Annotated in this window: 12 protein-coding genes; 10 read left to right on the top strand and 2 right to left on the bottom strand. The window is 73.4% G+C overall.

From position 1 onward, the window contains the following. Positions 1-66 precede the first annotated feature (66 nt). Both ABZS71_RS15875 and ABZS71_RS15870 read left to right on the top strand, forming a co-directional pair. Complete coding sequence (locus ABZS71_RS15875; protein WP_356210462.1) at positions 67-666, top strand: hypothetical protein; 600 nt, start codon at positions 67-69, stop codon at positions 664-666. A gap of 23 nt (positions 667-689) precedes the next feature. Beyond that, entirely contained in the window at positions 690-1,475 is a 786-nt protein-coding gene (locus ABZS71_RS15870; protein WP_356210491.1) for a hypothetical protein, read from the top strand. A 68-nt stretch (positions 1,476-1,543) separates the two neighbouring features. Here the strand turns inward: ABZS71_RS15870 and ABZS71_RS15865 are convergent, their stop codons facing one another. Beyond that, the gene (locus ABZS71_RS15865; protein ID WP_356210459.1) at positions 1,544-2,830 is read right to left on the bottom strand and encodes a DUF1015 domain-containing protein; all 1,287 of its coding nucleotides are present in this window, start codon (positions 2,828-2,830) and stop codon (positions 1,544-1,546) included. A 79-nt stretch (positions 2,831-2,909) separates the two neighbouring features. Between ABZS71_RS15865 and ABZS71_RS15860 the strand changes: the two genes are divergently transcribed. From ABZS71_RS15860 to ABZS71_RS15845, 4 genes are all read left to right on the top strand, one after another. Next, on the top strand, positions 2,910-3,947 hold the full coding sequence (locus ABZS71_RS15860) for an HAD-IIA family hydrolase (RefSeq protein ID WP_356210455.1): 1,038 nt from the start codon (positions 2,910-2,912) through the stop codon (positions 3,945-3,947). 102 nt (positions 3,948-4,049) lie between these two features. Next, complete coding sequence (locus tag ABZS71_RS15855) at positions 4,050-5,099, top strand: iron chelate uptake ABC transporter family permease subunit (RefSeq protein WP_356210452.1); 1,050 nt, start codon at positions 4,050-4,052, stop codon at positions 5,097-5,099. 14 nt (positions 5,100-5,113) lie between these two features. Next, positions 5,114-6,160, top strand: coding sequence for an iron chelate uptake ABC transporter family permease subunit (locus ABZS71_RS15850; protein ID WP_356210488.1), 1,047 nt, complete (start codon positions 5,114-5,116; stop codon positions 6,158-6,160). 32 nt (positions 6,161-6,192) lie between these two features. Then, positions 6,193-7,245 carry an ABC transporter ATP-binding protein gene (locus ABZS71_RS15845; RefSeq protein ID WP_356210485.1) on the top strand — a complete coding sequence of 351 codons (1,053 nt, stop codon included), beginning with the start codon at positions 6,193-6,195 and terminating at the stop codon, positions 7,243-7,245. Here ABZS71_RS15845 and ABZS71_RS15840 read toward each other — a convergent pair. Then, positions 7,193-7,540, bottom strand: a complete 348-nt coding sequence (locus tag ABZS71_RS15840) for a sterol-binding protein (RefSeq protein ID WP_356210449.1) — start codon at positions 7,538-7,540, stop codon at positions 7,193-7,195. The two genes, ABZS71_RS15845 and ABZS71_RS15840, sit on opposite strands and share 53 nt — an antisense overlap. Positions 7,541-7,756: 216 nt before the next feature. Here ABZS71_RS15840 and ABZS71_RS15835 point away from each other — a divergent pair, with 216 nt between their 5' ends. From ABZS71_RS15835 to recN, 4 genes are all read left to right on the top strand, one after another. Further along, the gene (locus ABZS71_RS15835) at positions 7,757-8,086 is read left to right on the top strand and encodes a hypothetical protein (RefSeq protein ID WP_356210447.1); all 330 of its coding nucleotides are present in this window, start codon (positions 7,757-7,759) and stop codon (positions 8,084-8,086) included. A 13-nt stretch (positions 8,087-8,099) separates the two neighbouring features. After that, positions 8,100-8,966, top strand: coding sequence for a TlyA family RNA methyltransferase (locus ABZS71_RS15830; protein ID WP_356210482.1), 867 nt, complete (start codon positions 8,100-8,102; stop codon positions 8,964-8,966). Then, on the top strand, positions 8,963-9,931 hold the full coding sequence (locus tag ABZS71_RS15825; protein ID WP_355860445.1) for an NAD kinase: 969 nt from the start codon (positions 8,963-8,965) through the stop codon (positions 9,929-9,931). Before ABZS71_RS15830 ends, ABZS71_RS15825 begins: the two co-directional genes overlap by 4 nt. 100 nt (positions 9,932-10,031) lie before the next feature. Further along, positions 10,032-11,783 (top strand): DNA repair protein RecN, encoded by a 1,752-nt coding sequence (gene recN / locus ABZS71_RS15820; protein ID WP_356210444.1) that lies wholly within the window; start codon positions 10,032-10,034, stop codon positions 11,781-11,783. Positions 11,784-11,839 lie beyond the last annotated feature (56 nt).

The following is an 11,839-nucleotide window of genomic DNA, read 5'->3' as shown; positions in this document are numbered from 1 at the left end:
GGGGGAGCGGGCCGCGTCGCGACGACCGGGACCGCGGCAGTCGGCCTGGCGGCGGTTTCGACCGCCGTGACGATCGGCCGTCCTTCCGTCGCGACGAGCGCCGTGACGACCGCGGCGATGACCGTGGTGGGTTCCGCCGTGACGATCGGCGTGATGAGCGCCGTGACGATCGTGGTGGGTTCCGGCGTGACGATCGGCGTGATGAGCGGGGGAGCGGGCCGCGTCGCGACGACCGGGACCGCGGCAGTCGGCCTGGCGGCGGTTTCGACCGCCGTGACGATCGGCCGTCCTTCCGTCGCGACGAGCGCCGTGACGACCGCGGCGATGACCGTGGTGGGTTCCGGCGTGACGATCGGCGTGATGAGCGCCGTGACGATCGTGGGGGTTTCCGTCGTGACGATCGGCGCGATGACCGTCGTGATGACCGTGGTGGTTTCCGCCGTGACGACCGCCCTGACGACCGTCCGCGTGGACCGCGCCGGGATGACCGTGATGGCGGCCTCCGGGGGCGGGACGACCGTGGGCCGCGTCGCCCGTATGGCCAGGGCGGCCAGGGCCGTGGGCGTGACGACCGTTCCGGCGGCTACGGGCGTCGGGATGAGCGGGGCCGGGATCGCGACCGGGACCGTGAGCCGATCAAGCGGCTGCCGATCCCCGAGGACGTGACCGGCGAGGAGATCGACAAGGACGTGCGGCAGGAGCTGATGAGCCTGCCGAAGACGCTCGCCGAGGACGTCGCCAAGAACCTCGTCATGGTCGCCAAGCTGCTGGACGAGGAGCCGGAGCAGGCGTACCAGTACTCACGCATCGCGTTGCGGCTCGCCTCCCGCGTCGCCGCCGTGCGCGAGGCCGCCGGCTTCGCCTCGTACGCCGTGGGGAAGTACTCGGAGGCGCTCGCGGAGTTCCGTGCCGCGCGCCGGATGACCGGCAGCTCCGATCTGTGGCCGGTGATGGCCGACTGCGAGCGCGGCATGGGCCGTCCCGAGCGGGCGATGGCCATGGCCGGTGAGCCCGAGGTGCAGAAGTTGGACCGGGCCGGTCAGGTCGAGATGCGGCTGGTGGCGGCGGGTGCCCGGCGCGATATGGGTCAGGCCGACGCCGCCGTCGTCACGCTGCAGAGCCCGGAGCTGGCCTCGAACTCCATCCAGCCGTGGACCGCCCGGCTGCGCTACGCGTACGCCGACGCGCTGCTTGCGGTCGGCCGTGAGGACGAGGCGCGGGAGTGGTTCGCCAAGGCGCTGGAGGCGGACCAGGGCGGGACCACGGACGCGTCGGACCGGCTCGCGGAGCTGGATGGTGTCGAGTTCGTGGACGCCCTCGACCCCGAGCAGGCCGCGGACGACGTCCCTGACGCCCTCGAAGCGGCCGACGAGGCGAAGGAGGCGAAGGCCGAGCCAGAAGCCGAGCCGGAAGAGGCCGAGCCCGAAGAGGCCGAGGCCGAGTCTGAGGCCCCGAGGGACCGCGACGACAGCTGACCCATGACGCATGAGGAGGGCGGAACCCCCGGCAGGGGCTCCGCCCTCCTCGTCTCAGGCTGTCCGTCTCAGCCGAGCGTCAGACTCCGCAGCACCAGCCCCGTCGCCGGCTTCGGCCCGAACGACGTCGACTTGTGCGGCATGACGATGCCCTGCCGCGCCAGCTCATGCACGATGTCCTCGCACACCGGATGCATCAGCACCGCCGTCCCGCCCAGCCGCTCCGCCTGCTCGACGACGGCCGCCGCGTCGTGGATGTAGCTGATGTGCTCGGGTGCGTCCGGGACGTTCCAGAGGTGCTCCAGCAGGACGGAGTGGAGGACCGTCGCGTCCAGCGTGCGCCATGCCTCCGGCCGCTCCTCGGGGACCGTATGGGCCAGCAGCCGCTCATCCGGCCGGTCGAGGAGGTGGAAGCGCCCGTCCCCCGCGAGCAGAAAGGCGTTCCCGGCGCCGGGTGCGGCGGTGGCCTCGGCGAGCGCGTCCAGGGCGTGCGGGAGCGGGCCGTCGACCGCCCGTACCCGGAAGGCGCGGCCCGCGCCCGCGAGCGCGTCCACGGGCGGGAGCCGGCGCAGCAGCCGGTGGATGGCCCGGACCCGGAGGGGGTAGCGGGTGGTGTCGACGAGCAGGACGAGGCCGAAGTCCCAGGGACCGGGCTCCCGCTGCTCCTCGCGCAGCCGGAGGTAGGTGGCCCAGCGGTGGTGGCCGTCGGCGATGAGGGCCCGGTGCCGGCGGAGGTCGGCGGCGATCTCGACGAGGTCGGCGGGGTCCGTCAGCCGCCATAGATGGTGGTCGAAGCCGTCCTCGGTGGTCGTGGACAGCAACGGCTTCTCCCGCACGGTGCGTTCGATGACATGCGCGGCGCCGCTCACATCGCCGTTGCCGCGGTAGGCGAGCAGCAGCGGCTCCAGATTGGCGGCGGTGGCGCGCATCAGAGCGGCGCGGTCCTCGACGACATGCGGCATGACCTCCTCGTGCGGGAGGACGACACCCTCCTCGCGCGGGCTGAGCCGCAGGGCGCCGATCAGTCCGCGCTGGAGCGTCTGGGCGTCGCGCTGTTCGTAGACGTACAGCGCGGGCTCGGGGTCGGGGGCGAGCACCCCGTCGGCCTGCCAGCGGCGCAGCGTCTCGGCGGCCTGGCGATGGCGGTCGGCCGGGGTGTCGGCCTGCGGCAGGATCAGCCGGACGATGTTGTACGGGTCCGCCGTCTCGAGCTCGCGCAGACCGTCGGGCCGTACGACCACGTCATAGGGCGGTGAGGTGACGGCGGCGAGGCTGCCGACCCGCTCCGCGACGTAGCGCAGCCCCCGGAACGGGGTGAGCTGCAGACCTTGCCCGCCAGGCCCTGGAGTGCTCATTAGGGAATGTTATGCCCCACGCCCGGATAGGCGATGATCGGGGGAGAAGCGCACAGATCTGCGAGGAGTGTGTCCCCCCATGAACGAGACCGTCCGGACCCGTCCCGCGTCCAGTCAGCGGTCGCTGAGCGAGGCGTACGACACCGCCCTGCTGGACCTCGACGGGGTGGTGTACGCGGGCGGCGAGGCCATCGAGCACGCCGTGGAGTCGCTGATCAGCGCGCGGGACGGCGGGATGCGGCTGGCGTATGTGACCAATAACGCGCTGCGCACGCCGCAGGCGGTCGCCGAGCATCTGACGCGGCTCGGGGTGCCCGCGGAGCCCGATGACGTGATCACCTCGGCGCAGGCGGTCGCCCGGCTGATCTCCGAGCAGCTGCCGACCGGGGCGCGGGTGCTGGTGATCGGCGGGGAGGGGCTGTGGGTCGCGCTGCGTGAGCGGGGGCTGACGCCGGCGGAGTCGGCGGACGACGATCCGGCGGCGGTGGCGCAGGGGTACGGCGGGCCGGAGATGACCTGGGCGCGGCTGATGGAGGCGGCGTACGCGGTGGGGCGCGGTGTGCCGTGGTTCGCCTCCAACATGGATATGACGATCCCGAGCGGACGGGGCATCGCACCGGGCAACGGCGCGGCGGTGGAGGTCGTACGGATCGCGACGGGCAAGTCCCCGGAGGTCGCGGGGAAGCCGCTGCCGCCGATGCACCGGGAGACGATTCTGCGGACCGGCGCCCGGCGGCCGTTGGTGGTCGGGGACCGGCTGGACACCGATATCGAGGGGGCGTACGCGGGCGGGGTGGACTCGCTGCTCGTTCTGACCGGGGTGACGGACGCCGTACAGCTGCTGGCCGCCGAGCCGATTCATCGACCGGCGTATGTGGACCGGGACTTGCGGGGGCTGCTCACCCCCCAGCCCGAGGTGCACGCGGAGGAGGCGTCCGGCGGCTTCCGGTGCGGCGGCTGGCTGGCGCGGGTCCAGGACGGCGCGCTGGTGCTGGAGGGGGAGGGCGATGAGCCGATGGACGGGCTGCGGGCGCTGTGCGCGGCGGCGTGGACCGAGGCGGGGGACGGCGTGAGCGGCGCGGATGCCGGGAAGGCTCTCGCGCGGCTGGGGTTGTGAGGGTCATCTCGCGCTTCCGGCCGCCCGCAGGGGCGTGACGATCGAGACTTAGGATAACCTAACCTAAGTCTTGATCGGCCGTGCTGTGAGGTGGAGTTCCGCGTGACCCTGGTCAGTCCGGCGAAAGCCGGGACCGAGACAGCGACCGCGCCACCCCGGCGCCGCACCGCGCGCCGCGCGGCCGGGCTGGCCGTCTCCCTCGGCGTGCTGCTGACGCTCGTCGCGGCCAGCATCGCCATCGGTGCCAAGTCGATTCCGCCGGGCGAGGTCTGGCACGGGCTGTTCCACTACACCGGGCGCGATACCGATGTGGTGATCCGGGACGTACGGCTGCCGCGCACCATCCTCGGGTTGCTCGTCGGCATCGCCCTCGGGCTCTCGGGCGCGGTCATCCAGGCGCTCACCCGTAACTCGCTCGCCGACCCCGGGCTGCTGGGGCTGAGCGCGGGCGCGGCCGCCTCCGTCGTCTCGGCCATCAGCTTTCTCGGCGTCAGCTCGCTGACCGGATATGTGTGGTTCGCCTTCCTCGGCACCGCCGTCGCGTCCGTACTGGTGTACGCGCTGGGCGGCAGCCGGGGCGCCACGCCGGTGCGGCTCGCGCTCGCCGGTACGGCCGTGTACGCCGCGCTCTATGGCTATGTCAACGCCGTTGAGCTGCTGGACAGCGCGGCACTGGACAAGATGCGCTTCTGGACGGTCGGTTCGCTCGCGTCCGCCAATATGACGGTGGTGCGGCAGGTCACGCCGTTCCTGCTGGTCGGCACGGTCCTCGCGCTGGCGCTCGGCCGCTCGCTGAGCGCGGTGGCGCTCGGCGACGACACGGCCCGTGCGCTCGGCACCCATCTGGGCCGCACCCGGGTGCTCTCCATGGCCGCCGTCACCCTGCTGTGCGGGGCCGCGACCGCCGCCTGCGGGCCGATCGCCTTCGTCGGGCTGATGGTGCCGCATCTCGTCCGCGCGCTCACCGGGCCCGATCTGCGCTGGATCCTGCCGTACGCCGCGGTGCTGTCGCCCGTACTCCTGCTGGGCGCCGATGTGATCGGGCGGGTCGTCGCCCGTCCCGCCGAGCTTCAGGTCGGCGTCGTCACCACGCTGATCGGCGGGCCCGTCTTCATCTACCTCGTACGCCGCCGAAGGATGGCCCAACTGTGAACGCGAGCAAGGGCATGCCGCCCAGGACGCGGAGAGTCACACTGCGCACCCGCGGCGGCTTCTCGATGCGCCTGGATCCGCGCGGGGCGGTCGTGGGGCTGCTGCTGATCGCCGTGGCGCTGGCGATGAGCGTGGTGCTGATCGGCACCGGCGACTTTCCGATCACCCCTGACGATGTCGTCCGCACGCTGTTCGGCGGCGGCACCATGGCCCAGGACTTCATCGTCAACGAACTGCGGCTGCCGCGGGTGCTGGTGGGGCTGCTCGTCGGGGCGGCGCTCGGCCTGGCCGGTGCGCTCTTCCAGTCCATCTCCCGCAATCCGCTCGGCAGTCCCGATGTGGTCGGCTTCGGACAGGGGGCGGCGGCTGGGGCCCTTACGGTCATCGTGTTGTTCAACGGCGGTCCGACCGCGGTCGCGGCCGGGGCCGTCGTCGGCGGCGTGCTGACCGGGCTCGCCGTCTACGCCCTGGCGTGGCGGCAGGGCGTCCACGGCTACCGGCTGGTGCTGGTCGGCATCGGCGCCTCCGCGATGCTCAGCGCCGTCAACGGCTATCTGCTCACCAAGGCCGACCTCCCGGACGCGACGCGCGGGGTGGTGTGGCTGACCGGCTCGCTCAACGGGCGGGACTGGACCCAGGTGTGGCCGCTGGCCTGCGTCTGCGCGGTGCTCGTGCCCGTGGTGTTCGGGCATGCGCGGGGGCTGCGGATGCTGGAGATGGGCGACGACAGCGCCTATGCCCTCGGGGTGCGGGTCGAGCGGACCCGGCTGGTGCTGATGGGCTCGGCCGTACTTCTGACGGCGTCCGCCACGGCCGCCGCCGGGCCCGTCGCCTTCGTGGCGCTCGTCGCCCCGCAGCTGGCCCGCCGGCTGACCCGCTCGGCGGGCCCGAATCTGCTGCCGGCGGCCTGGATGGGCGCCGGGCTGCTGATCAGCGCCGACTGGGCCGCGCAGCGGGCCTTCGGCGCCGACCAGCTGCCGGTGGGGGTGGTGACCGGGATGCTGGGCGGCGGTTATCTGCTGTGGCTGCTGGTGACCGAGCGTAAGGCGGGGCGGATATGACGAGTGCGGACACGACCCGGACGGAACACGACATGGACAAGGACACCCGGCAGACCGTGGCTTCCAGCACCAGCACCAGCACCAGCACCAGCACCAGCACCGGGACCGGGACGGACCAGCGGCAGGACGGGCGGCGGCAGCGGCTCACCGCCGAGGGGCTGACCCTCGCCTACGACCGGCGCACGGTCGCCGAGGGCCTGTCCGTGACGATCCCGGACCACTCCTTCTCCGTCATCGTCGGGCCGAACGCCTGCGGCAAGTCCACCCTGCTGCGGGCCCTGTCCCGGATGCTCAAGCCGGCGGCCGGATCGGTGCTGCTGGACGGCGAGGCGATCGGCTCGCTGCCCGCCAAGAAGGTCGCCCGCACCCTCGGGCTGCTGCCGCAGTCCTCGATCGCCCCGGACGGCATCACCGTCGCCGATCTCGTCGCCCGCGGCCGCTATCCGCATCAGGGGCTGCTGCGGCAGTGGTCGCAGACGGATGAGCGGATCGTCCAGGAGTCGATGGCGGCGACGGGCGTGGCGGAGCTCGGGGATCGCTATGTCGACGAATTGTCCGGCGGTCAGCGGCAGCGGGTGTGGATCGCGATGGCCATCGCCCAGCAGACCCCGCTGCTGCTCCTGGACGAGCCCACGACCTACCTGGACATCCAGCACCAGATCGATGTGCTCGACCTGTGTGCCCAGCTCCATGAGGAGCAGGGCCGTACCCTCGTCGCGGTCCTCCACGAGCTGAACCACGCCGCCCGCTACGCCACCCACCTGATCGCGATGCGCGGCGGGGAGGTCGTGGCCGAGGGCGCGCCGGGGGACATCGTCACGGCGGAGCTGGTGGAGCGGGTCTTCGGGCTGCGCTGCCAGGTGATCGACGACCCGGAGACAGGGACTCCGCTGGTCATACCCGCGGCCCGCCGCTCCCGTACACCGGGCACAACCGGCGCCTCCGACCTGTCCGGGATGTCCCGTACGGTCGCGGGGTCCGAAGGGGGCGAGGCGTCCACCGGGATCAAGGAGCCCGCGGAGCTCTCGGCGGCTACAGCAGCTTCCGCAGCCGCAGCAGATCGAGCAGGCCGGCCTCGAGCTTGACCCGTCCGCTGCCCCACGCGCGCGCGAAGTGCAGCTCGCCGTCGACCAGGGCCACCAGGTCGTCGCCGGACATCGCCAGCCGGATCTGGGCGCGCTCGGGCGGCGGGCCGGACACGGTCGTCACATCCTCGATCCGGCTTTCCACGAGCCGGCCGACGAAGGTGGTGTCGAGATCGGTGATCCAGCAGCTCACGGAGCGATCGAGCGCGGCGGCGCTGCGGAGGTCCCCGTTCGCGCCCGCGAGGTTCTCCGCCAGCTTGTCGAGTGCGCTGCGGCACTGTTCCAAGGTCGCCATCGCCGACGACGGTACCCCAGAGTCGTACGCGTCGAAGAACCTGCGGTTCGCGGTAGCGTCGGGGCCATGAGTCACCCGATGCCGGGCGAGTGGCCCGCGGCAGAGCCCCCCGCGGAGGCGGGGCGGACCCCGGTGCCTGTGCGGGAATCACCCCAGGAGCCCGTGCGGGAGGCCGCGCCCGAGCCCCCCGCGGAGGCGGGGCGGACCCCGGTGCCTGTGCGGGAATCACCCCAGGAGCCCGTGCGGGAGGCCGCGCCCGAGCCCGCGCCGGACGCGGCCCCGGAGCCTGCGCCGGAGCCGCCCGGTCCCGCGGATCCGGCCCCGCTCGGCGTTCCCCGTACGGCCACGGGCGTCCCCGAGGTCGACAGCCGGCTCGACCGGCTGGCCGACGCGGACCACCTTGAGGTGAGCGGACATCTGGAGGTGTACGAGGATGTGCACCGGGGCCTGCGCGACACGCTGACGGCACTCGACCGGCGGCCCGGAACTCCGGCCCCCGCCCCGTCCCCGGGCCCCTCCGGCCCCGTAAACGACCTCAGGAGCTGAACCACCCGTGGCAGTGACCCGTCCACGACGCGTGCGACTCGACGCGGAGCTGGTGCGCCGCAAGCTGGCCCGTTCGCGCGAGCATGCGAGCCAGCTGATCGCCGCGGGCCGGGTCACCGTCGGCGGGGCCACCGCGACCAAGGCCGCGACCCAGGTGGAGACCAGTGCGGCCGTCGTCGTGACCAAGGACGACAGCGATCCGGACTATGTCTCGCGCGGCGGGCACAAGCTGGCGGGCGCGCTGCTCGCCTTCAGCGAGGAGTACCGGCAGGGCGCGGGCGCGGGGGCCGAGCCCCCCGCCGCGGTCCGCTCGGGGCTGAAGGTCGCCGGGCGGCGCGCGCTCGACGCGGGCGCGTCCACCGGAGGCTTCACCGATGTGCTGCTGCGCGCGGGCGCGGCGCACGTCCTCGCCGTCGATGTCGGCTACGGCCAGCTCGCATGGTCTTTGCAGAAAGATGAACGCGTCACCGTTTTGGACCGTACGAACGTACGCGAGCTGACGCTTGAGCAGATAGGGGGTGAGCCCGTGGACCTGGTGGTCGGCGATCTCTCCTTCATTCCGCTCGGGCTGGTACTGCCCGCCCTCGTGCGCTGTGCCGCGCCCGACGCCGATCTGGTGCTGATGGTCAAGCCACAGTTCGAGGTCGGCAAGGAGCGGCTGGGCAGCGGGGGAGTCGTCCGCAGCGCACAGCTGCGCGCCGAGGCGGTGCGTACGGTGGCGGAGCGGGCGGCGGGCCTCGGACTGGGTGTGCTGGGTGTGACGGCCAGCCCGCTGCCGGGGCCGTCGGGCAATGTCGAGTACTTTTTGTGGATGCGCGCCGGGGCGCCGGCACTGGACCCGGCCGATGTTGACCGTGCAGTGGCGGAGGGGCCCAGTTGACCACTTCAAAAGCAGCGCCGGACACAGCGCCCGCGGCAGCGAAGGCACCGGCGACCCCGGCGGCCGAGCCGACGGCGGAGCGCACCGTCTTCCTCCTCGCGCACACCGGCCGCCCCGCTGCCGTCCGCAGCGCCGAGCTGGTCGTCCAGGGGCTGCTGCGCAGCGGAATCGGCGTGCGGGTGCTCGCCGCGGAGGCCGCGGACCTGCCGCTTCCGCCGGCGGTCGAGCGCATCGACGCGGGCCGTGACGTCCTTGAGGGCTGCGAGCTGCTGGTGGTTCTCGGCGGGGACGGGACGCTGCTGCGCGGTGCGGAGTTCTCCCGCATCTCCGGCGTGCCGATGCTCGGCGTCAACCTCGGCCGGGTCGGCTTTCTCGCCGAGGCCGAGCGCGACGACCTCGACAAGGTCGTGGACCGGGTCGTGACGCGGCAGTACGAGGTCGAGGAGCGGATGACGATCGATGTGCTCGTCCGCAACGACGGGCACATCGTGCACACCGACTGGGCGCTGAACGAGGCGTCCGTCGAGAAGGCGGCGCGTGAGCGGCTGCTGGAGGTCGTCACCGAGGTCGACAACCGCCCGGTCTCCCGCTTCGGCGGCGACGGCGTCGTCTGCGCCACCCCGACCGGCTCGACGGCCTACGCCTTCTCGGCGGGCGGCCCGGTGGTCTGGCCCGAGGTCGAGGCCCTGCTGATGGTCCCCATCAGCGCCCACGCCCTCTTCGCCAAGCCCCTGGTGACCTCGCCGGAGTCGGTGCTCGCCGTGGAGGTGCAGCCGCAGACGCCGCACGGGGTGCTGTGGTGCGACGGCCGGCGCACGGTGGAACTGCCCGCGGGGGCGCGGGTGGAGGTGCGGCGGGGGGCGCTGCCGGTGCGGCTGGCGCGGCTGCACCATGCGTCGTTCACCGACCGGCTGGTGGCCAAGTTCGCCCTCCCGGTCGCGGGCTGGCGGGGAGCGCCCCACTAGGCCGGAGCCCGCCGCATGCGACCTGCGCCGCACCGGTCATACGTGCGGAGGGGACCCGGAAGTAAGGCCCCGTCGTCGCATGCCACCCGGCAAACCTCGTATGGTCATGCACGTGCTGGAGGAGATGCGGATACGTGCGCTGGGCGTCATCGACGACGCGGTCGTCGAGCTGTCGCCCGGCTTCACCGCGGTGACCGGTGAGACCGGCGCGGGCAAGACCATGGTCGTCACCAGTCTGGGGCTGCTGCTCGGCGGCCGTGCCGACGCCGCGCTGGTGCGGATCGGGGCCAAGGCGGCGGTCGTCGAGGGGCGGATCACAGTCGATGCCCGCTCGGCGGCGGCCGTACGGGCCGAGGAGGCCGGCGCCGAACTCGACGACGGCGCGCTGCTGATCAGCCGTACGCTCTCCGCCGAAGGGCGGTCGCGCGCGCATCTGGGCGGGCGGTCCGTGCCCGTCGGGCTGCTGGGCGAGCTGGCCGACGACCTCGTGGCCGTGCACGGCCAGACCGATCAGCAGGGTCTGCTGCGCCCCGCCCGGCAGCGCCAGGCCCTGGACCGGTACGCGGGGGCGGCGGTGGCCGGGCCGCTGGAGAAGTACGCGGGCGCCTACCGCCGGCTGCGCGCCGTCACCACCGAGCTGGACGAGCTGACCACGCGGGCGCGCGAGCGGGCGCAGGAAGCCGATCTGCTGCGCTTCGGGCTGGAGGAGATCGAGGCCGCCGAGCCGCGCGCCGGGGAGGACACCGAGCTCGCAGCCGAGGCCGAACGGCTCGGCCACGCCGAGGCCCTCGCCTCCGCCGCCGCCGTCGCGCACGCCGCCCTCGCCGGGAACCCGGAGGACCCGGAGGGTGTCGACGCCGCCACCCTCGTCGCGGGCGCCCACCGGGCCCTGGAGGCCGTGCGTGCCCACGACCCCGCCCTCGCCGGGCTCGCCGACCGGATCGGTGAGGTCGGCATTCTGCTGTCCGATGTGGCGGGGGAGCTGGCGGGGTACGCCGACGACCTGGACGCCGACCCGATCCGGCTGGCGGCCGTCGAGGAGCGGCGTGCGGCGCTGACCCTGCTGACCCGTAAGTACGGCGGGGACATCACGGACGTACTGGCCTGGGCCGAGCAGGGCGCCGACCGGCTCGGCGAGCTGGACGGCGACGACGACCGCATCGGCGAGCTGACGGCCGAGCGCGACGCGCTGCGCGGAGAACTCGGCGAGCTGGCGCAGGCGCTCAGCGACGCCCGTACGGAGGCGGCGGCGCGCTTGGCCGAGGCGGTCACCGCCGAGCTGGCCTCCCTCGCCATGCCGCATGCCCGGGTGACCTTCGCGATCCGGCAGACCGAGGCCGCCGAGGAGGGGGCGGGCATCGAGGTGGGCGGCCGTGCGGTGCTCTTCGGCCCGCACGGCGCCGATGACGTCGAACTGCTGCTCGCCCCCCACCCGGGGGCCCCGCCCCGCCCGATCGGCAAGGGCGCGTCGGGCGGTGAGCTGTCCCGGGTGATGCTCGCGGTCGAGGTCGTCTTCGCGGGCTCCGACCCGGTACCGACGTATCTCTTCGACGAGGTCGACGCGGGCGTCGGCGGCAAGGCGGCGGTCGAGGTCGGGCGGCGGCTTGCCCGGCTGGCCCGCTCCGCCCAGGTCGTGGTCGTCACCCACCTTCCGCAGGTCGCCGCGTTCGCCGATCGGCATCTGGTGGTCGAGAAGACCAACGACGGGTTGGTGACGCGGAGCGGGGTGAAGGCCATGGAGGGCGAGGACCGCGTGCGGGAGCTGTCGCGGATGCTGGCCGGCCAGGACGACTCGGAGTTGGCGCGGGCGCACGCGGAAGAGCTGTTGGAGGCGGCGCGAGCGGCCCGCTGACATCCGGCGTCACCCGAACGGGTGGTATTGCGGACGTATGGACGAGCCCCGGGCAG

The sequence above is a fragment of the Streptomyces sp. NPDC005393 genome, assembly GCF_040606675.1.
In the GTDB taxonomy this organism is placed as follows: Bacteria; Actinomycetota; Actinomycetes; order Streptomycetales; family Streptomycetaceae; genus Streptomyces.
Note: the sequence above shows the minus strand (reverse complement) of the source record. Positions and strands in the feature narration are given on the sequence as shown.

Excerpts from the sequence above, each read along its gene's own strand:
- ABZS71_RS15865 (WP_356210459.1), bottom strand. The coding sequence starts at position 2,830 with ATGAGCACTCCAGGGCCTGGCGGGCAAGGTCTGCAGCTCACCCCGTTC.
- ABZS71_RS15860 (WP_356210455.1), top strand. The coding sequence starts at position 2,910 with ATGAACGAGACCGTCCGGACCCGTCCCGCGTCCAGTCAGCGGTCGCTG.
- ABZS71_RS15850 (WP_356210488.1), top strand. The coding sequence starts at position 5,114 with ATGCCGCCCAGGACGCGGAGAGTCACACTGCGCACCCGCGGCGGCTTC.
- ABZS71_RS15845 (WP_356210485.1), top strand. The coding sequence starts at position 6,193 with ATGGACAAGGACACCCGGCAGACCGTGGCTTCCAGCACCAGCACCAGC.
- ABZS71_RS15840 (WP_356210449.1), bottom strand. The coding sequence starts at position 7,540 with ATGGCGACCTTGGAACAGTGCCGCAGCGCACTCGACAAGCTGGCGGAG.
- recN (WP_356210444.1), top strand. The coding sequence starts at position 10,032 with ATGGTCATGCACGTGCTGGAGGAGATGCGGATACGTGCGCTGGGCGTC.